General features: G+C 61.0%; 14 protein-coding genes, 1 tRNA gene and 1 pseudogene. 8 read left to right on the forward strand and 8 right to left on the reverse strand.

The genetic code is table 11. The features are described 5' to 3' along the window. The 4 genes and pseudogenes from RT688_RS19675 to RT688_RS19685 all read left to right on the forward strand — a co-directional run. On the forward strand, positions 1-505 hold a 505-nt coding region (locus RT688_RS19675), incomplete at its 5' end, for an ACT domain-containing protein (RefSeq protein WP_313706531.1). 101 nt (positions 506-606) lie between these two features. Then, positions 607-700: transfer RNA gene (locus RT688_RS19680), tRNA-Ser, on the forward strand. Between the two features lie 15 nt (positions 701-715). After that, positions 716-979 (forward strand): annotated as a pseudogene (locus RT688_RS23895) (phage integrase central domain-containing protein); the annotation flags it as partial. A gap of 229 nt (positions 980-1,208) precedes the next feature. Further along, positions 1,209-1,454 (forward strand): hypothetical protein, encoded by a 246-nt coding sequence (locus RT688_RS19685; RefSeq protein WP_313706532.1) that lies wholly within the window; start codon positions 1,209-1,211, stop codon positions 1,452-1,454. A gap of 313 nt (positions 1,455-1,767) precedes the next feature. Here RT688_RS19685 and RT688_RS19690 read toward each other — a convergent pair whose 3' ends face one another. The 5 genes from RT688_RS19690 to RT688_RS19710 form a co-directional block, all read right to left on the reverse strand. Further along, the gene (locus RT688_RS19690; protein WP_313706533.1) at positions 1,768-2,028 is read right to left on the reverse strand and encodes a PAAR domain-containing protein; all 261 of its coding nucleotides are present in this window, start codon (positions 2,026-2,028) and stop codon (positions 1,768-1,770) included. Continuing rightward, positions 2,025-3,080, reverse strand: a complete 1,056-nt coding sequence (locus RT688_RS19695; RefSeq protein WP_313706534.1) for a T6SS immunity protein Tli4 family protein — start codon at positions 3,078-3,080, stop codon at positions 2,025-2,027. The genes RT688_RS19690 and RT688_RS19695 overlap by 4 nt, the downstream gene beginning before the upstream one ends. 102 nt (positions 3,081-3,182) lie before the next feature. Then, positions 3,183-5,078: a hypothetical protein gene (locus RT688_RS19700; RefSeq protein ID WP_313706535.1), complete on the reverse strand. Its 1,896-nt coding sequence runs from the start codon at positions 5,076-5,078 to the stop codon at positions 3,183-3,185. Beyond that, positions 5,075-7,699, reverse strand: coding sequence for a type VI secretion system Vgr family protein (locus tag RT688_RS19705; protein WP_313706536.1), 2,625 nt, complete (start codon positions 7,697-7,699; stop codon positions 5,075-5,077). The genes RT688_RS19700 and RT688_RS19705 overlap by 4 nt, the downstream gene beginning before the upstream one ends. Before the next feature lie 269 nt (positions 7,700-7,968). After that, positions 7,969-8,253: a hypothetical protein gene (locus tag RT688_RS19710; protein ID WP_313706537.1), complete on the reverse strand. Its 285-nt coding sequence runs from the start codon at positions 8,251-8,253 to the stop codon at positions 7,969-7,971. 316 nt (positions 8,254-8,569) lie between these two features. Here RT688_RS19710 and RT688_RS19715 point away from each other — a divergent pair, with 316 nt between their 5' ends. Further along, complete coding sequence (locus RT688_RS19715; RefSeq protein ID WP_313706538.1) at positions 8,570-9,763, forward strand: hypothetical protein; 1,194 nt, start codon at positions 8,570-8,572, stop codon at positions 9,761-9,763. Here RT688_RS19715 and tssG (RT688_RS19720) read toward each other — a convergent pair. Genes tssG (RT688_RS19720) through tssE form a run of 3 tightly spaced genes read right to left on the reverse strand, consistent with a single transcriptional unit; the run spans position 9,750 to position 13,192 of the window. Next, positions 9,750-10,817 (reverse strand): type VI secretion system baseplate subunit TssG, encoded by a 1,068-nt coding sequence (tssG, locus tag RT688_RS19720; protein ID WP_313706539.1) that lies wholly within the window; start codon positions 10,815-10,817, stop codon positions 9,750-9,752. The two genes, RT688_RS19715 and tssG (RT688_RS19720), sit on opposite strands and share 14 nt — an antisense overlap. Next, on the reverse strand, positions 10,814-12,655 hold the full coding sequence (tssF, locus tag RT688_RS19725) for a type VI secretion system baseplate subunit TssF (protein WP_313706540.1): 1,842 nt from the start codon (positions 12,653-12,655) through the stop codon (positions 10,814-10,816). Before tssF (RT688_RS19725) ends, tssG (RT688_RS19720) begins: the two co-directional genes overlap by 4 nt. A gap of 21 nt (positions 12,656-12,676) precedes the next feature. Continuing rightward, complete coding sequence (gene tssE, locus RT688_RS19730; RefSeq protein ID WP_313706541.1) at positions 12,677-13,192, reverse strand: type VI secretion system baseplate subunit TssE; 516 nt, start codon at positions 13,190-13,192, stop codon at positions 12,677-12,679. 73 nt (positions 13,193-13,265) lie between these two features. Here tssE and tssK point away from each other — a divergent pair, with 73 nt between their 5' ends. The 3 genes from tssK to tssG (RT688_RS19745) all read left to right on the forward strand — a co-directional run bounded on the left by tssK (position 13,266) and on the right by tssG (RT688_RS19745) (position 18,260). Then, on the forward strand, positions 13,266-14,681 hold the full coding sequence (gene tssK / locus RT688_RS19735; protein WP_313706542.1) for a type VI secretion system baseplate subunit TssK: 1,416 nt from the start codon (positions 13,266-13,268) through the stop codon (positions 14,679-14,681). A gap of 589 nt (positions 14,682-15,270) precedes the next feature. Further along, on the forward strand, positions 15,271-17,160 hold the full coding sequence (tssF, locus tag RT688_RS19740) for a type VI secretion system baseplate subunit TssF (protein ID WP_313706543.1): 1,890 nt from the start codon (positions 15,271-15,273) through the stop codon (positions 17,158-17,160). Beyond that, the gene (gene tssG / locus RT688_RS19745) at positions 17,124-18,260 is read left to right on the forward strand and encodes a type VI secretion system baseplate subunit TssG (RefSeq protein ID WP_313706544.1); all 1,137 of its coding nucleotides are present in this window, start codon (positions 17,124-17,126) and stop codon (positions 18,258-18,260) included. Before tssF (RT688_RS19740) ends, tssG (RT688_RS19745) begins: the two co-directional genes overlap by 37 nt. Positions 18,261-18,426: the final 166 nt, after the last annotated feature.

Below are 18,426 nucleotides of genomic sequence, written 5' to 3' on the forward strand. Positions count from 1 at the left end.
GATTTCGTTTGAGGAAGAAAGCAACATGGAACAAGCCGTCATCTCCGGTATCGCATTCCACCGTGATGAAGCCAAGATCACCGTCCTGGGCGTGCAGGACAAACCCGGAGTCGCTTTCCACATCCTGGGCCCGATCTCGGACGCCAACATCGAAGTGGACATGATCATCCAGAACCAGTCGGTGGACGGCAAGACCGACTTCACCTTCACCGTCTCGCGCAACGACTACCAGCGCGCGCTGGCCGTGCTGGAAGGCGAACGCGAAGCGCTCGGCTACACCCGCATCCTGGGCGACGCCAAGGTGTCGAAGGTGTCGGCGGTGGGCGTGGGCATGCGCAGCCATGTCGGCGTCGCCTCGCAAATGTTCCGCACGCTGGCGGATGAAGGCATCAACATCATGATGATCTCGACCTCCGAGATCAAGATTTCCGTCCTGATCGACGAGAAATACATGGAGCTGGCCGTTCGTGCCCTCCATAAAGCTTTTGATCTGGAGCAAGCTTAACTTTTTTCAAAAAAATTGGCCGCGCTTCCTTGACCAAATGAGGTGTGGCCATTAATATGCGTGCACTCAGCGACAACGAGCAACACTGTTAAGAGCTGACTGGAGGCGTGGCCGAGTGGCCGAAGGCACTTCCCTGCTAAGGAAGCATACGGGCTTAAACCTGTATCGTGGGTTCGAATCCCACCGCCTCCGCCAGAACACCGTCCCTGGATGTTCAGGGACATCAAAGAACCCGCTGTTCTCATCGAGACAGCGGGTTTTTTGTTGCCTGATGCTGTTCGCTTCGAGTTGGGCATTTTCCCGTCGATCGGAAAGCTGCCCGTCACCGGAGTACAGGCGCGTGACGTCCTCGACGCGATCCGGGCGGTCGAGCGTCGCGGTGCGCTCGAGATCGCGAGCCGCCTGGCCGCGAACTGCTCGCGAGTATTCAGGTATGCGATACGGTGCGGCCACGCCGACCTTAATCCAGCCGAGCACCTGCGCGAGATGCTGGCGCCCAGAGAGAAGGGCCACTTCGCCGCGATCGGGCCAGACGGGCTGCCGGCCCTGCTGCGTGCGCTGTATGTCAACGAAGCCTGCATGGGACTGCCGGTGCGGGTGGCGATGCGGCAGATGCTGCTGGCGTTTGCCCGGACCTCCGAGCTGATCGAGACGCCTTGGGCGTCTGATGAACAACAGTACGCTGTTCTAGGCGCTGGAACGGATGGGCTACAAGGGCGACATGACCGGTTACGGTTTCCGTTCGTTGGCGATGAGTACCCTGAAGGAAAGGCTGGGCTACCGGCACGAGGTGGTCGACCGCCAGCCCGTGCATGCCCAGAAGGACAAGCTGGAAAGCGCGTACGGCCGCGCCAAATACCTCGAGGAGCGACGGACCGTGGTGCAGCGCTGGGTCGACCATATCGATGCGTTGGCTGCGGCCTCGTTGACGCATGGACGACAGGGGTGAGATAGCGATGTGGCAGGCATGTGACGGCTACCGCATCGGCTGGAGCAGGCGCTGCCATAATGCGGCCAGGACCGCTCATCTGTACTCCGCCGCTTATGCTGAGCGTTACGGCGCCGCCACACCTTGTCAAGCGCGAGGACCTGGAAAAGGCCATACGCTTTATCAAGGATTTGGTGAAGGCTACTGACGCGTATGTGGAAAAGCACGCGTGATGTCGGCTGGACAAGGTAAAGAGCTAGTGTCCGGCTGAGCGGAAGAGGGGCTGTTTGTGAAGGCCCTGGCAACGAAGGCGCAGATCCAGCGCCTTGTTGTCTCACCACTCCAGCGACGTGATCAACCGCGCGCCGCATGCTGTTGAGTCACCGTCGTACGCGTACGGCTTGCCCTGATGCCGTGCACCAGAGCCATCCGGCTTGATCGCAAAGTTGCCTTTGCATTTCGGGCAGAAGGTCATGTCGTCTTGCAGTGCCGCGACCTTGCCCATTACGGTTGTGCCCGACGTTGCGCTGATGACCTGTCCGCCGTGGTCGGTTTTATCGTTCAGGCGAATCACTCCGCGGCCCTGATGTTTCATCGCTTGTCCTGCCCTTTGTCGACGTTGGTCGTATCGCTCTTGCTTGGAGGTAGAAAATATGAACCTTCCGGCGCTTTCGGTACCTTGACTCGGAATTTCAGTCCAGAAAGCAGTTTGTCCCACAGTGCGACAGCTTCGTCGTCGCTGAGTGATGTCGATTTAGCAGCACCAACAGTGTTATGTAAAACCTTGGTGTACATTTGAGCGCTAAACTCGGAGGGGTTAGCAACGTCTCTTGGCGTTCCGACTAAGGCCCATTCGAAATCATGGGCACCATCTTTTCGCCTGATCAACGACTCCTCGCCATGCCAATGCTGCACGTCGCGCTTTCCTTCACGCAGGACTGTACGGCTAGGATAGTGGATACCTTGATCATCTTTGGCCTCCTGGATGCGCGCGAGCAGGGAAAGCTTTGGTCTTTGATCTTTCTCGAACTCTTCAGGCGAATAATCACCATATGCGTTCTTATTCGAGCTCAGAGAAAAACTTACATCTGGCAAACTTGGGAGGACTATTCCTACATTGACCATTTCTTGTTCTTTATAAAAGGAGCCAGCCATGAAACCATGTTCGATGCAGTAGCCCGGATCAGCCGGAATCTCATCTGGTGTGCGAAGACGTAGACTCTTAGCTCGCATCGCCTCCCTAGTTGCCGCTACGTCTTCGGTTTCATTGTCTTCAATGGCGCCAACAAGAAGAAACGTAAGATCTCCTTTGTTAATATATGTGTTAAATAAGTAGAGGCCTTCAGATTTTGCAATTTCACTGGGGTAATACCGAATTTGCCAACTATTTTCGACAGGGCCTGCCTGGTTGTATCTGATCTCTAGAGTTTTGTCGTCGTCTTTTAACTTTGCTATATCATCCGCGATCCTGAGTTTGGCTGCACTCAACCCGCCAGGGAATACCTCTACCTCTGAAGGGAAAGAAGCACTTCCCCATACGAGTTCCGCTTCCTGAGGCACTTCCAATGCATAGCGGCCAAAGCATACCAGCTTAGTTTTTAAAAACAGCTTGCTTAAACGGGAGCTGAGTTCTACGGTTTCAGGCACGGCTTTCTCCTCATAGGAATAGCTGGGCGAACAGGCTTGTAACAGAACTAAAAAAAATAGAGTGACCCAACGGTTTGAGTGTCTCGATGACATAGTCATACTTCACTCCCACTTCGCCGTCTTGGCAATCTGTACGATCGAATACAACATGGATGCCAACACTTTCGGGTCCGAATAGCTCGCCTGATGCTCGTAGCTTTCGCCTTTTGTTTCGCCATGCACGAAGAGAGTACCGTTGATTAACTGGGCAGAACGCTCCGAAGGAACGGTTTCATCACCAGCTGCGTTAGGGGGTTGCAAAAGCAGAAATAATTTTTGATCTCCTGCCTGAACGGTAAGTTTCCCTTTGGCATCGTCAGCTAATAGCTTCCAGGTTTCGGGAGGCGGTAGTGGCTTGCGGTTTTTGCCGGGCTGCCATAAGAAATCTTGCGTCTTGAAGACAACTTCGCCATATGTTACGCGCTCGTGCGAGGCGCCAAAACTCGCATAGCAATTGGTAGGATGAAAGGTGGTTTCGATAGACTGGAGAAATTTGGCCGCCTTCTTCAGACGAATGCGTACGTTCTCCAACCCACCACCAAGCGCTTTCTGAATATTGGCAGGGTTAACCCATTTTGGATTGACTAGGCGCCACCACGCATCGTCGGATTGTAGATAAATACTGTCAAGCGAGGTTTCATCATTGCGCGGCCAGCTCCGAAGTGCTTTTCCCGATGCGTCTATTACCTTCAACCAGTCTTTTCCATACACAGCACCAGGCAGCATTTCTAAGGGCGCAGGCGTATTGGCGAGGATTGCGGTTGCGTGTTCGCCGTTGATGGCTATAACTTTGGCTCCGATTTGTGCCAATTTCCCGGCTTTATCCTGAAAACCAAAGCGCATCCTTTTGTATGCGCTACCGGCGCCCACCGTGGGCATCACATTGTGATATATGCCAAGCACCTTTATAGTTTTGTCGTTGAGCATATTGCCGTAGTCAGGATGAAGTACAGCACGAGCGACAAGGCCGCCCATACTGTGCGTCACGATTATCACTTCATCACATTTGAATCCACGCTCTTGATAACCTTTCACTAAGCCGCGAATTCGTTTGGCGATCACAGTGGCAGACTTGCCATTGCTCTGCAAAAAATTGTAACCCATAGCATGAACCGGATACCAACATTTCGATATTGTTCTAATATCGCTTTCGTTGATGGCGACACCTGCATTGGCACCAAGGTCTTTCGGGTCGCCTAAGAGTAGTCCAGAAATATGCCCGTACTTCCAACCTAATCTATCCATAGGTTTTCCAGAAATCGGATTCGTAGGGTTCTGTTGCCAGCATGGGTTAAGCTGTTTAGGTAAAAGCATATTGTTAAGAAAATACTCAGCTGTTTGTAGCATTTCTCCATATGAGCCGGCAAACAGTACTTCACTCCAGCCTCTCCAGCGGGCGACTTGTGCGGGACTTGCTGTCGGACTTTTTGCGCGCTTATTATTGAAGGATGGCAGGCTTCCGATCAGCGGTGGAATCGGGGCGAGAGAATCTGGTACATTCTGATGTCGGGCGTCCGCAACGAGCGTTTCTTTTCCATCTGGGTCGAAGCGGCTACTGTTTTCTGTATAATGATAATATTCCACTTCTGTTTCGTTTGGATCAAAAACGAGTTGGCGTTGCGCTGGCGTTGCGTTCTTGAACCAGTTGCCCATACCGCTTCCCCATAAAACGTCCTTCTGACCGGAAAAGGTCATAAGGTCGTCGGGACGCCAGGCGCGGTTATCGGTGCGATCTAATTCTTTCTGGTTTTGGCGCTTCTTACTCATGCGCAGATTGCTTCCCATCACGCCTGGCAAAAAAATGACGGGAATCACTTTTCCCGGCGGCACCACGACATCATGCCGGACGGTGTCTCCGACTTCAGTCATGTGGACTGTGTACTCCGCCCATCCACCCACGCCTTGAGTGAAATGCGCATGGTGATTGCCTCGTTCGTTGAGGTTGTTTTTATCGCTCATGGAAGTTCACCTTTCCAGCGAATCGTATAGCTGTCCATTCCTGTCCCTTTTTGTACCTCGGTACTGCCACTGGCTCCAGTCTTGGCTTCCTTGACTGCGCCATCATCCCGTACGAGTTCGTAGTCAGTGTTCTGTGCTGGCTTACCGTCAACCTGAAGGAAATTAACTTCCTGATCGAAGTGATAACCGGAGATTTTCTCGTTCAGCGACTGTGAGACACTCTTTGGAGGCAGGGTTTCAAGGTTGCCGTGAAAGAGAACAGGCGACGACGTGAAGAATTGAGTTTTATCGCTAATCTCAAGCATGTGATTGGCGCCGTGAAGTCTTACTCCTTTTTTGCCCCTGATGTTTACCCACTCGGATTCGCTGAGAAGCGCAAGCACCTTGTTAGCAATGATCTCCACGTCATCGCTTTGCGCTTGCATTGATACCTTGCCGCTTGCGGCGATTAGTTTCATTCCCGCTTTATGCACGAATAGCCTGAACGTCTTGCCTATGCTGGCGAACAGGCCGTCGGCGCTGGCGATCGAGAGGCTCTTCCCACTGGTGATTGCTGTATGACGGCTGCTTGCGATATGTGTCGACTTGGCGGTGCTCAGTTCTAGCCCGACGGGGCTCGATAAGACAAGGTGAGGCTCGGCCAGTTCCGGGAATTCTCCTTTGCCTGCACCTCGGATGGCCTCGTTTTGAGCCTTGATGTCGGCGACCGCATCGGCCTGCTGGGGCTCCTCCTGGGCGCCGCAGTGCTGCGCCATCTCGACCAGCTGCTCTTGGATCTGTTCAGCCATTCCTAGACGCTGAGTCGTTTCGCTCATATCTTTGATATGAGAGGCGGCATTTGGACGTGCTTCAGTTGTGATGAGCATGCCATGGCCGGCACGCGCTACGCCCCAAGCGTTTGTCGCTAATTCCCACCCTTCGCCGCGAACGTCTTTCCTTCCTGATGTGTCCTCAATTCGAGTGATATGCCCAACCGATAGCTGGCTGCACTGGTGGTCGCTCTTGATCTGCGCCTGGAGTTTGCCCGCGGTGTCGTCGAGTACCAGGTGATTGCCGCGCTTGCCGCTGCCTGCGAGTTCCCGGCTGCGTAGGCCGGCTAGGGCGGCTTGCTCCGGCAGCTTCCACGGTGGCATATGCGTCCCGTTGTAGAGCGCGCCAAGAATGAGCGGATGGTCGACATTCCCGTTCGGGTAGACGACGCCCACTTCCTCGCCCACGCGCGGCAGCCGGATCTGCCCGAACTCGTTGCCGGCGGCCGGGGTCATCACCCGGATCCAGGGTGAGCTGTTCTCGTCGTAGGTGTCCAGCCGGTTCCAGTGGAACTGCACTTTCACCCGCCCGTAGCCGTCCGTGTGGATCTCGGCGCCGGCGGGGCCGACCACGGTCGCGGTGTGCAGGCCCGTGTAGGTGCCGGGCTCGCTGTTGTAGTTGCGCCCCGGGCGCCAGCGGATGTCCTTGCGGATGCAGGTGAAGCGGTTCTCGTAATGCGAGGGCGCGCCCGGGCCGGCCTGGTAGTTGTTGGCCGCCTCGTGATGGACGACCAGGATGAGATAGTCGCGATCGCCGATGCCGCGGCGCGGTTCGGGGTCGTATTCGCGCGAGCGCGGCTCGGCGCTGAAGTGGCCGCCGAGCTTGAAGGTGCGGCCCGGCAGCACGCACCGGTCATTGCCTGCCGCCTCGAAGTACTGCGTGTCCTTGTCCTGCTCGACCATGCGCTGCGACGCCAGCTGCTCGCCATCGCTGCGCATGCGAAAGCCATACATTCCAGCGTCTTCGTAGACCTCGTAGGGGAAGACGTCGCCCTGGCTGTTGCTCGAGTCGGAGCTGGCGCGCTGGGCGCCCGGGTTCTTGTAGTCGAAGCTTGCCAGCGTCGTCTTGCCCGAGCCGAGCCGCCGCACCGCCGTCCACTCGTGGATGCCGTCGTCTTCCCGCGAGCCGTTCTCGTCGCAGAACGGAATCACGTCCGGGTCATCCATGCGGGTGGCGTCGACCGGTTCCGCGAGCAGGCTCTTGTCCGAAAGCATGAGCTTGTGGCCGTCGAAGCGGTGCTCGTACCAGTAATGCATGCCGAGCGCTTCCCAGCGGCGGTGCAGATGGTTGTAGTCGGTTTCGTTGTACTGGTTGGCGAGGGTTACCCGTGGATCCTCTTCGAAGACATGCATGTGCCACTCGGCCTGGCGGTAGTGCTTCAGGGTTTCCTCGGTGATCTCGCGCACGCTCTTGCCGTGGAAGCACACGCTGTCCTTGCGCAGCCGGGTGAACGCGAGCCAGGGCTCGAGCACCATCTGGTAGAAGGCGAAGCCACCGTCGGTGCGCAGGAAGCGGAACTCGGTGATGTAGCCGTTGAAGTAACGCAGCGAACCATCCTGGCGCACCAGGGAGACGGTCGCCATCCGGCCCATCAGCATTTTCAGGGGGATGCGAGCGTCGTCCGACAGCACCTCGACGTCGAAGCGGAAACCTCGCGAGACTTCCTCGTGCGCTGCCAACCTGTTCGGAAGCAGGATGGCGGGCGGACCATCCTCGAACGGGAAGTCGAGCCGCATGAGGCGGTTGTGCTGGGCCTCGCCGCTGAACGCCGACAGCGCGGCACCGGCCGCGATTACACCGCTTTTGCCCATTGACTGCCTCCGATGCCTGTCCGACGTAATAGTAAATGAACCTTGAAAAGATTCAGTACGCTTTCCCGCCTAATTTGCATGTGACCTTCACTCCGATGCGTGTTAGTTATCGTTCCATTCTCGGATGATCTGTAGGAGATCGTTGTATCATTTCTCTGGCCCTTAAATTTGTTTAAGTTATTCCTTCGATAACGGATATTGTTTTACGCCTTCCCCACATCGTCGGCATCAAGTTAATAGAGCCAAGTCGATTCATAGAAGTGAATGGCTTACATAAAGCGCAGCTTCAGCTGGGAAATCACATACAGCACGAAAGCTAATACAAGAGAAATCGTCAAGCCGGTGATCCACAGTTGTAACTTGCGGTCTTTTGGAAGAGCAACCCAGCACAAGCGGGCGAATACGATAGCTATGGCAATGAAAAACAATCCGTGCCACTTGTTACTAAACAGCATCAAGAAAATGCCATAGCCGAATGCTGCACCGGTCAGCAGTGAAAATATGGTTGCGCCCAACCATGCACTTGCTGGCTTCATTTTCTGCTGTGGTCCCATGGCGGATATCCTCGCTTGAACTGCTGTATTTGGATACATAGGCACCGAAATCGTCTTGCATGAAACATCCGAAGCGCATTTGAATGCGACGCATGCTCTATTCGGTGACTTGGCCAATGGTTGCCGACAGACTGCCGATCAATCTGCAGTCTCCGGTAGCCGCTCGGCGTGGCCGTAGCGCAAGTGGAAAAATGTCCAGCGGCTACCTTACCTTGATGTCGCTTTGTGGAAACTGATCAGGATCAATGCGTTTCTCTGCGCTATGTCTACAGTTTTCCTGGTTGTATTCTTTGACGCGACCGAAAGGAGGGCTGGCATGCCGAACAATCCAAGACAATATGGACGAACGCATGCCGGAAGCGCCGCCGGCGCAAGCACGATAGGCCGGCGGCCGCCGCCGATAGACGGATTGGTCAACGTTGGTCCGGCACTGGACTGCAGCTTTGTGACGAAGCTGTTCGGCCGGCCTTACCCGGTGCAGTTCCGCAACCAGGGTGCGCTCGATGCCTGGGAGCGTGCGCTCGGGGACACCGAGGTCTGGCGCCGCTGGCAGGAGCCCGGCACGCTTTGCTGGCAGATCAGGCAGGAACTCCTGCGCCAACTGGGAAGCATGCATCCCCTGTCTCCGGCAGCCGGGCAGCTGATCGCCGAGGATCGCCAACGGCTCGCAATCGAGGTCAGTACGAACCTCAAGTACCACCTGAGCCAGGGAACAGTGATCGAGGCCACGCCAGCGCTGGAAACGCTGCTGACGAATTCGGACGTCGACCTGAGCCTGCCGATGAGCATGGTGGCGCCGCCTTATCGCGCGCAGTACCTGCACTTCGGAGATGTGGCCATGCGCTACCTGAAGGTGCCGGCTTCGACGGCTCCCGACCGCTACTTCGACGGGGTTTTCTGCTTCCTGACCCCGAACGATGGGGCCCACCTTCCAACGGAGAAAGGCTGGACGCTGGAACTCGTCTTCGTCAGCAAGCGGCAGGACAGTTACGGTGGCCATGTCTCGCTCCTCGGCGAAACGGACCGCGGAAGCACCACGGTCGGCGACTGGCTGGATGAAGTCCTGGGCCCTTTCACGGCGCAGCCCGGGGGCGAATTCCATGGGCCGATGCACGCTGCGGTTAGCTACGTGGTGCGGGTGTTCCTGTACATGGCCCTGAAACAGGCGCGCATGACGGAGCACCGCGAATATGACGAGGCCGTTCGCCGTGCTGCCGGCCTGGGGGAGCGCAAGCGCGCCAAACTCCTGCAGAGATCCGCTTCCCTGTACAACGGCATTATCGTCGGCCCCGAGTCCCTGCCGCCGAACGCCGAGGCCGGCGCGGCGGGCGGCGTCATTGCGCCACACTGGCGCCGCGGCCATTTTCGGATGCAGCCTTGCGGGGCGGGCAAGCAGCAGCGCAAACTCATCTTTGTTGCGCCACTGCTGGTGCATGCGGACCAGCTGCAGGGCGAGATGCCCGCGCCCAGGTCTTACCAGGTAGGCGAGCCTGCGGCTACCGCGGCATAGCTGCGCCAGCGGGCTTCGCGGTCATGCGAGTAGACAGGCGAAGCGCCGAGCGTATTTCAGGGTGATTGGCGACGCCGGGTGTTCCGGTCAGGAAGGTGCCCCAGCCGAGCTTTGGCGGCGGCGTGCGCGTGCTTAAGGTGCATCGCTTGATACAGGGAGGCGCCAGCAGGAGGCGCACTTCGTAGCGCAGCGTCGGCACGGCGAACAGGTCGGCCATTTCTTCCAGCGCCGCGAGCGCATCCCCGCCGGGGAGGAAGGCCTGGGCCTGCGCTTCGTCCAAGGGGCCGATGTGCAGCCGCGCGCACAGGTCGTGGCGCCACAGGCGCACGCCGAGCGCCGCGCCGGCACCCAGCACCGGCATGGTGATGCCGAGCGTGCTGCGCCGGTTCTCGGGAATTGGATCCCAGCAGCCGACGAACTGTTCCAGCCTGACCGGCACCCCGAAGTAGGCCGTCAAGACGCGTTCGACGGTGCTTGCCGATACGGGCCGCGTGCGGAGCAGCCCGGAAAAGTAGGCGGCAGTTTCCTGTTTCACCTGGCCGGATGGCTGCCCGCGAGAGGCGCGTGATTTCACGCCGGCCAGGGCGGTCAGCATCGGCAGCAGGAGGTCCTGGCCGCTGATCTCCAGGCTGTGCTCGACCCGGTACTTGCCCCATGCCTCGTAGAACAGCCCGATCAATCGGTTCGATAGGACGTCGAGCAGGTCGCGTTGGCTGGTGTCCGCGTCGAGCGCCTTGCGCCCGGCGACGCGCTCGGTGTCGTGCAAGGGCAGCGTGCCGCTGGCTCCCAGCAGGCCGATGAAGGCCGGGGTGATATGGATGCGCTTGAGCTGGCCAGCGCGCAGCGCACTTGGGAGATCCTGCGCTTTCGGTTCGACCTCAAGCGCCTGGACCTCGCTGGCCGGGAACGACAGGGACAGGCTGTTGCGGAACATGAGGAGTTCCCGGAATGCGCGCTCGTAACCGACTCCCTGGCGCCGCAGCGCGCGCAACAGGAGGTTGATCAACTGCGTGAACGCGAACCGCTGCGGTTCGTCCAGCAGTTGCTCGATCACACCAGATTCATGCTTCCGCTTCGTGGCCTGCATCGGAACAGTTCCTTTCCACTTTGATGGGACAGGATGACGAGTTCGACAAAGCTGTTCATGTGGACGTACAGCGCGAAGAACTGGTCGAGGACCTGTGCGAATAGGTGCAGGCCGGCGCCGGCGTAGGCCTCCTCGTCGAGCGTGAGGCGGATCTCGGTGCCGTGCACCAGGGACGAGCCGCGCTTGTGCTTGATCCATGCCGTGGTCTCGCACTGCTCGAGGGCAGTGATGCCGCCGATCTGGCGACGCGAGACAGGGGAGGGCGCGAGGTCGTACAGTGTCAGCATCTCGCGCAGCCCTTCCGCTCCCTCCAGCGCCAGCGAGTGATGGTTGAGCGCCAGGTGCGAAATCAGGCGCCAATGCATGCCGGGGCCGTTCGTGAGCCGGGCCGGGCGGGTCGGCCTGCGCAACAGGCGAATCAGGTGCTTGCCCGCTGCGCCGGGAAAGAACAAGTCGCCGTCGGGCGCACCGATCTTGAGCGAGCAGGGCAGGTCGCGGTTCGTGCAGGTCAGCTCGATCGACAGGAAGTTCCTCTCGATCGCGAACGGGTCGCAATCGGCGTTGACGAGCGTGATCGATTTCTCGTGCCCGGGGCTGCAGACGGCGAGCGTCTCGTCGTGGCGCATCAGCCAGTAACGCCCGCCTTCCGGCCCCAAGTCCTGTGCGTGGCGCAGGGAATAGAAGGGCCGGAACTCGGTAACGGCGGCGTCGCTGCCGCGCTGGCGCACCATGTGCACCTTGTCGACCGAATAGACCTCGTACGCTTGCGGGAAACTGCCGTGCGCAAGCAGGGTGTAGTCGGCGGAGAGCTGGTCGTAGGTGACCGGCACGCCCGGTTGCCTGAACAGATTGACGACCGGCGTGCAGCCTTGCAGGAGCTGCTGCTTCGACAGGCCGGACAGCATCCGCGCCTTGTCTCCGTCGGGTCGGATTGCGGCGATTGCCAGGTGGAGCGTGCAGCGCGTGCAGCCTGCAGGCAGGCGCGCACGCAGCGCTGGCAGGTCAATGACGAAGAAGTTGAATTTTTCCGGGAAGGCGAAATACTCGGCAAGGATGCGGTAGGCGACATGGGATCGGGCGTCGAACGGGATGAGCGCCTCTTCGTCCGCAAAGCCGACCGGCTTCACCGGGACCACCGGCAATTTTTCCCAAGGCCCGTTCTCGTCGATTTGCAGGTACGCGGCCCGGGTGTGCATGAACATGACGTCGCGTAGCGCGGCGCAGAACGATGCGTCGCCGTCCAGGTACAGGCGCACGCTCGTGGCGTCGCCGAGCGGCTCGTTTGGTTGTGCCGATTCGAGTCGCAAGCTCAGCGAAGAGGTCACGTCCTCCGGCAGACGCGTTGCGCCCGGGGCGCAGATGAGCGAATCGAAACTGGCGTCGGCCAGGACTACCTTGGAAGGCTTGAGGTCGTAGACGGTCTGGAACGTGCAGGGGACGCCGGCCACTTGCGCGGACTCGAGCAAGGTTCCGCGCGGCACTGCGGGGACGGATTCGGCTTCCTCCGAGCCCCACTCGCCGAGCACACGGACGATCGCGCACGACGGAAACGGTCGCAGGTAGTGGGGGAAAAGCAGGTTGAGCAGCGCTTCGGTGAACTGTGGGTAGGAATCGTCCAGGCGCTTTGCGACCCGGGCGTTGAGCAAGGCCACGCCCTGGATCAGGCGTTCCACATGCGGGTCGTCGCAGGTATCGCCGCCCATCTGCAGTTTTGCCGCAACCTTGGGGTAGCGCTGCGCATATTCCCGGCACAGCGACCTGAGGATCACGAGCTCGCGCTCGTATTTCGTGAACAGTTCATCCATGGGTTCGGCGTTTTCCGCTTTCTAGTTCGTGCCTTCGATCGAATACTGCTGACGGGAGGGACGGAACACGGCATTGAAAGACATCGGCCCGGTCAGCGGAGCACTCTTGAGCCGCGCCGTGATCACGAAGTCGATCCGGTTGATGGCCCCTTTGCGTGGACGCAGCGTCACCGCGACCTTGTGCAGCCGCGGCTCATGGCGCTCGATCGCCAGCCGGACGGCCTTGCAGATCTCCTGCTGGTCGGTATCGCTGTTCATGCACATGCCGGCGAAGTCGATGAGCCCGTAGTTCACGATGGAGCCCGAGACCGCCGGATAGGATTCCAGGATCGCTGGCGACAGGGCAGAGCGAGTGTTGAGGAGTGCCTGCAGATCGCGGGTCACGCTGCGCATGGCTTCATCGAGTGCGCGGGCGCGAACGTCGCGCTTGTTGCCTGGTGCATGCACGCTCTCCTCGTCCAGACGGTCGAACAAGCCGGGCGTAAAACCTTGCATCGCGTTCTCCTCGACGTGGCCGGAAGCGACCACGGCAGCCATTATCGTTTCTTGAGTCAGCGAAATATTGTGTTTGCGCAACGGAGACTTCGTGGAGTCTCAACAGCGCGGACGGATGAGCAAGATCAACGACCGTACCGAAGCACAAAGTCATGCTTCCAAAAATCTGTGCAGGGACAACGTTACGGCGGAGGAAAGGATGAGCGCGATATCGAAGATCATGTGGTCGGAGGGCCTGACCTTGGGGCCGCAGCACTTCCAGTGCCAGGATCTCTACCACGAGGCACGGCTGCAGCGCATCGCGTCCGCCCTCAACCCTTACTTCTGGGGCGTGCGCTCGGTTCAGTGGAACCTGGATGGTCTTGGTCACAATCGGCTCGGCGCCGATTCGCTGTCGATCATCTTCCCGGACGGGGAGATCTACGAGGCGCCAGGCACCGACCTGTTGCCCGAACCGGTCGATCTCTCGCGCCTGCCTGCGGAGGTCCACACCTTCACCTTCCACGCGGCGCTTGCCCTGGTCAAGCCGCATGGTGGCAACGCCGACGAGAACGGGCGCTACGTACGCTGCGACCTCGGCACGCCCGACCTGTTCAGCGAGGCACTGGCGATCGAGGTGCCTTTCCTCAAGAAGCAGGCCAGGCTGCTGGCCGACTTCGAGACGCGCGCGCCGCACACGAGCGTGCCCGTGGTCCAGGTCTGCCGCGCGGAGCATGGCGGATTCGAGATCGTCCCATCCTTCATCCCACCGAGCGTCACCGTCGGCGCCACGCCAATGCTTGGGCGCATGCTGGAAGGCCTGGTCAGTGTCATGACCGCGAAGATCGAAGCGCTCCAGCGCATGCACCGCAAGGCGAGCAACGACGTCTATGAAGTCGGGACCGGCGATATCTCGTCGTGGTGGATGCTCAATATCGTGAGCACGGCGAACGCGCAGCTCATGCACTGCGCCAGGTCTCCAGGGCTGCATCCGGAAGCCATGTATCGGCAGATGCTTGCCGCGGTCGGCGGGCTGATGACCTTCTCCGATCGCTACAAGACGGCCGACCTGCCGGCCTACCGCCACGAGGCCCTGGACGAGGTGTTTGCCGAACTGGACGCATTGCTGCGCGACCTGGTCGACACGGTGATCGGAGCCAAATACTTCCTCATCCCATTGGTCGCCGACAGGAGCCGGCGCGCGTACTCGCAAGCGGTGCTCGACCCTGCAAAGATTACGCAACAGACGCAGCTCTACCTGGCCGTTACCGCCGATATCCCGGCGCTGGAGCTGGTAGCGATGGTCCCGATCCGTCTCAAGGTCGCCGCGCCCGACGATCTCGAAAGCATCGTCGGTTCGGCCCTGCCGGGCGTGCCGTTGGCGCATCTGCCACAGGTTCCGCCGGCGATCCCGGTTCGGCCCAACACCTATTATTTCTCCTTGTCGGCGAAAAGCGCGCTATATGAAAAGGCGCTGAGTGCGGGAGGACTGGCGGTCTATGCACCGGACGGGATACCCGGGTTAAAGGTCGAGCTGATCGCCGTTACCTGACCATCCGGTTCGTTCTAAAGGCATGCGCATCTGGTCAGGCTTGTCGAGCAAGAAGCTGATCCTGTTGCCGTGCGCCCTGTGTATTTCCTCGTTTGATACGGTCAATCTATCAGCATCAGAATCTTCTTTCGCCATGGTTTTCTAAGTGGAATATCCGATGCGAACTGGACAGCACAAAATTCCTTTGGGATGAGTGCGTCCTCGTTGGCGCGCTAAGAATGTTCTCGACGCAACTATTCTTCACTGCATGCTATCGGACTTGTCTTCTTGATGGAAAAGCGTTAGCCGGGCCGCATCTAGGGCGCGGCCGCGCAGAACGTCCACCTGTCGCTTTCGGCCTGGAAGTGCGAGCTGCTGGGCATCGAACATTTAGCAGGACAGTTGCTTCGGTGTTGATTCAATGAAGTGGTGCTTTCCGAACGGCACCGCGTGGCGATTCACTTCAACCAAATCACATAAACCTCCACCACCGCAAGCCCCATTCGCCCTCCTAACCACACCAACGCCCGCCATTTGCCATCCATCAATGTCCCCCACACTTCGCGATGGGAGCATACCCCTTGGTTTTCAGCAAATATGCGGAGAACGTATGGATGAGCTTCTGCGGTATTTCGAGGAAGAGCTGGGGTTGTTCGGTCAGTTCGCGCGCGAGTTCCGCAGCCGTTTTCCGAAGCCGGCGGGTGCGCTCCATATTGCCGGCGACAGCATCGACGATCCGGGCGTGGCGCGCCTGATCCAGTCGGTGGCGCTGATGAGCGCACGCATCCACAAGCGTCTCGACGACGACTATCCGAAATTCACCGAGGCCCTGCTGGAAAGCCTGTATCCGCACTACCTGCGGCCCTTGCCCTCGTATGCGATCGCCCAGCTGGCGCAGGACGGCTTCGATGGCCGCCCTGGCGCCGGCGCCGGCGAATTCGCGCTGCTGCCGCGCGGGACGGCCCTGCGCAGCGCCGCCGTGCAGGGCACCATCTGCCACTTTCGCACCGTGTATCCGGTGGTCGCGGCGCCGCTGCGGATCGTGCGCGCGGCGTTTTCGGCGCCGCTCGCCGCGGGACGCGGGCCGCGCGCGGCGCGCGGCGTGGTCGCCGGCGTCGCCATCGAGTTCGAAACCCGCGGCTCCTTCGCCGCGCTGTGGGCGCGCGGCATGGGCAGGATCAGGATCTTCGTCGATGGCGAGGCGTCGCTGCGCGCGGCGCTGCTCGACGCGCTGTTCCTGCACGGGGCGGGCGCCTGGGTGCAGGCAGGGGCGTCGACAGGCGCGCAGTCGGGAGCGCAGCCAGGAGCGGCGCCCTGGCAGGCGCTCGAGGCCTCGCCGCTGCGCCTGGCCGGCTTCGGCGACGACGACGCCGTCCTGCCCGATGCGCCGCGTTCGCATCCGGCTTTCCGGCTGTTGACCGAGTACTTCAGCTATCCCGAGAAGTTCGGCTTCCTCGAGCTCGACCTGGCGCCGGTGGTGCGCCTGCTGCCCTCCGGCTGCGCGCGCTTCACCCTGCACCTGCCGCTGCGCGCGCCGGGCGCCGATTCGCTCGAGGCGCGCCTGCTGGCGCCGCTGTCGGCCAGCAACCTGCTGCTCGGCTGCACGCCGGTGGTCAACCTGTTTCGCAAGGGTGGCGACCCGATCCAGCTGTCGCACACCCGCGCCGACTATCCGCTGGCAGCCGATGCGGCGCACGCGGCGTCCTACGAGATCCACAGCATCGACCGGGTGCGGGTGCTGCGCGACGCGCGCGGCGCGACCGGTGTGACCGAGTTCGCCCCGCTGTACGCGGTGCGGCATGAAGAGGCGGGCGCCGCGCCGGCCCGGAATTTCTGGGTCGCCCGGCGCGACGAAATGCTGGCCGCGGCCAGTCCCGGCCACGAGGTCCGCCTGGCCCTGGTCGACGCTGATTTCCGGCCCAGCGAGGTCGCGGGCGCCACGGTATCGACCGAGCTGACCTGCACCAACCGCGACCTGCCGGCGCGGCTCAGGACCGGCAACCCGGAAGGCGACCTGGTCGCCGACATGGGCGCCAGCAGCGCGTCCTGGCGCCTGCTGCGCAAACCCACGCCCAGCTACCGCTTCGACGCCAGGGGCGCGCACTGGCGCCTGATCTCCCATCTCGCGCTCAACCATGCGGGATTGACCGATGCCGGCCTGGCCGACCTGCAGAAAATGCTGACCCTGTACGACCTGCCGCGCTCGAGCGGCGCACGGCGCCAGATCGCCGGCATCGTCGGCCTCGAACACGGCGGCATGCGCGCCTGGATCAGGACGCGTCCGGTGTCGACCCTGATGCCGGGCGTCGGGATTCGCATGACGGTCGACGAAGAGGCGTTCGCCGGCGCCAGCCTGTACGTGTTTGCCCAGGTCATGGACCGCTACTTCGCCCTGAACAGCCAGCTCAACTGCTTTACCCGGCTCGAGATCGTATCGAGCCGCACCGGCCTGGAGATTTACACATGCGCCCCTCGCAGCGCCGCCAGCGCACCAGCGTGATCGAGCGCCTGCTCGCGGCGCCGCACAGCTTCGAATTCGCCCAGGCCGTCACCATCCTGCTGCGCTGGCTGGAAGAGCAGGGCGTGGCGCCGGAGCGCGCATTGCGCGACTGCCTGCGCTTCGAGAACAGCCTGCACCTGGGTTTTCCCCCTGGCGAGATCGAGGCGCTGCACGCTGTGCCCGCCGTTCCCGGCATGGCGGCCGGCGCGCCGGGAGATTTGAAGGACGAGGAGGGAGGCCAGGAAGAGCGGGACGATCCGGCCGGCCCACGGTTCCGCATGACCACGACCTTCATGGGGCTGCTCGGAAACCACGGTACGCTGCCAGCCCACTACACCGAACGGATCGCGCAGTGGCAGTATGACTGCCAGGACGAAGCGCCGCGCGCCTTCCTCGACATGTTTTCAAGCCGCATGCTGGCGCTGTACTACGCGGCCTGGCGCAAGTACCGGGTCGAGTACGCGGTCGCAGGCTGTGGCATGGATTTCCGCGCGCGCCTCCTGGCCCTGGCCGGCAGCGCGGGCGGGCAGGAACATGAGCGCGGCCCCGGCGTGTCGCAAGCACTGGTCGCCTATTTTGCCGGCATGCTGCAGCAACGGCCGCGCTCGGCGGCCTCGCTGCAGCGGCTGCTGGCGGGCTATTTCGGCCTGCCGGTGACGCTGGAAGAGGCGGTCGGCCACTGGAGCAGGATGGCGCCGCACGAACAGTCGGCGCTCGGCGCCGGCGCCCGCCTCGGCGAAAATACCCTGCTCGGGGCACGCAGCTGGCGGCCGGACCTGCGTGTCCGGCTGCGCATCGGTCCGCTGGACCGGGCGGCGTTCGAACGCTTCCTGCCCAGCGGCGACATGGCGGCGGCCCTGCGCCGCATCCTGGTCCGGTTCGGCGTGCCGGGCGTCGATTTCGAAGTGCAATTGCTGCTACGGGCGAGCGAGATCGGGCCGACCCGGCTCATGGGCGGCCTCGCGCCGGGCTCGCGGCTTGGCCGCGACAGCTTCCTGGTGACCGCCGCGGCCGTCGCCGACCGCGCCGACATGCGCTACCTGATCAGCCCCATCGCCCCGCTGCCGCCGCTGCCCGCGCGGCGGCGGAGACCGGGATAAGCCGGTTCGCGTAGTCCGCTTGTCCGCATACAGGCCGAAAACCGGGACCGCCAGCTGCCTCTCTCTGCCGCCAGGCGCCGCTGCGCTCGAGCCAGGCGCGCGAACAGGTCGCGGCCATCGGCTTCGGCCTCGCTGCGCGGTTCGTCGTCGGCGTTGCCGCAGGCCG

The organism is Massilia sp., from assembly GCF_032106685.1.
Classification (GTDB): Bacteria; Pseudomonadota; Gammaproteobacteria; order Burkholderiales; family Burkholderiaceae_D; genus Telluria.

Excerpts from the sequence above, each read along its gene's own strand:
- RT688_RS19685 (WP_313706532.1), top strand. The coding sequence starts at position 1,209 with ATGGGCTACAAGGGCGACATGACCGGTTACGGTTTCCGTTCGTTGGCG.
- RT688_RS19690 (WP_313706533.1), bottom strand. The coding sequence starts at position 2,028 with ATGAAACATCAGGGCCGCGGAGTGATTCGCCTGAACGATAAAACCGAC.
- RT688_RS19700 (WP_313706535.1), bottom strand. The coding sequence starts at position 5,078 with ATGAGCGATAAAAACAACCTCAACGAACGAGGCAATCACCATGCGCAT.
- RT688_RS19705 (WP_313706536.1), bottom strand. The coding sequence starts at position 7,699 with ATGGGCAAAAGCGGTGTAATCGCGGCCGGTGCCGCGCTGTCGGCGTTC.
- RT688_RS19710 (WP_313706537.1), bottom strand. The coding sequence starts at position 8,253 with ATGGGACCACAGCAGAAAATGAAGCCAGCAAGTGCATGGTTGGGCGCA.
- RT688_RS19715 (WP_313706538.1), top strand. The coding sequence starts at position 8,570 with ATGCCGAACAATCCAAGACAATATGGACGAACGCATGCCGGAAGCGCC.
- tssF (WP_313706540.1), bottom strand. The coding sequence starts at position 12,655 with ATGGATGAACTGTTCACGAAATACGAGCGCGAGCTCGTGATCCTCAGG.
- tssE (WP_313706541.1), bottom strand. The coding sequence starts at position 13,192 with ATGGCTGCCGTGGTCGCTTCCGGCCACGTCGAGGAGAACGCGATGCAA.
- tssK (WP_313706542.1), top strand. The coding sequence starts at position 13,266 with ATGAGCAAGATCAACGACCGTACCGAAGCACAAAGTCATGCTTCCAAA.
- tssF (WP_313706543.1), top strand. The coding sequence starts at position 15,271 with ATGGATGAGCTTCTGCGGTATTTCGAGGAAGAGCTGGGGTTGTTCGGT.
- tssG (WP_313706544.1), top strand. The coding sequence starts at position 17,124 with ATGCGCCCCTCGCAGCGCCGCCAGCGCACCAGCGTGATCGAGCGCCTG.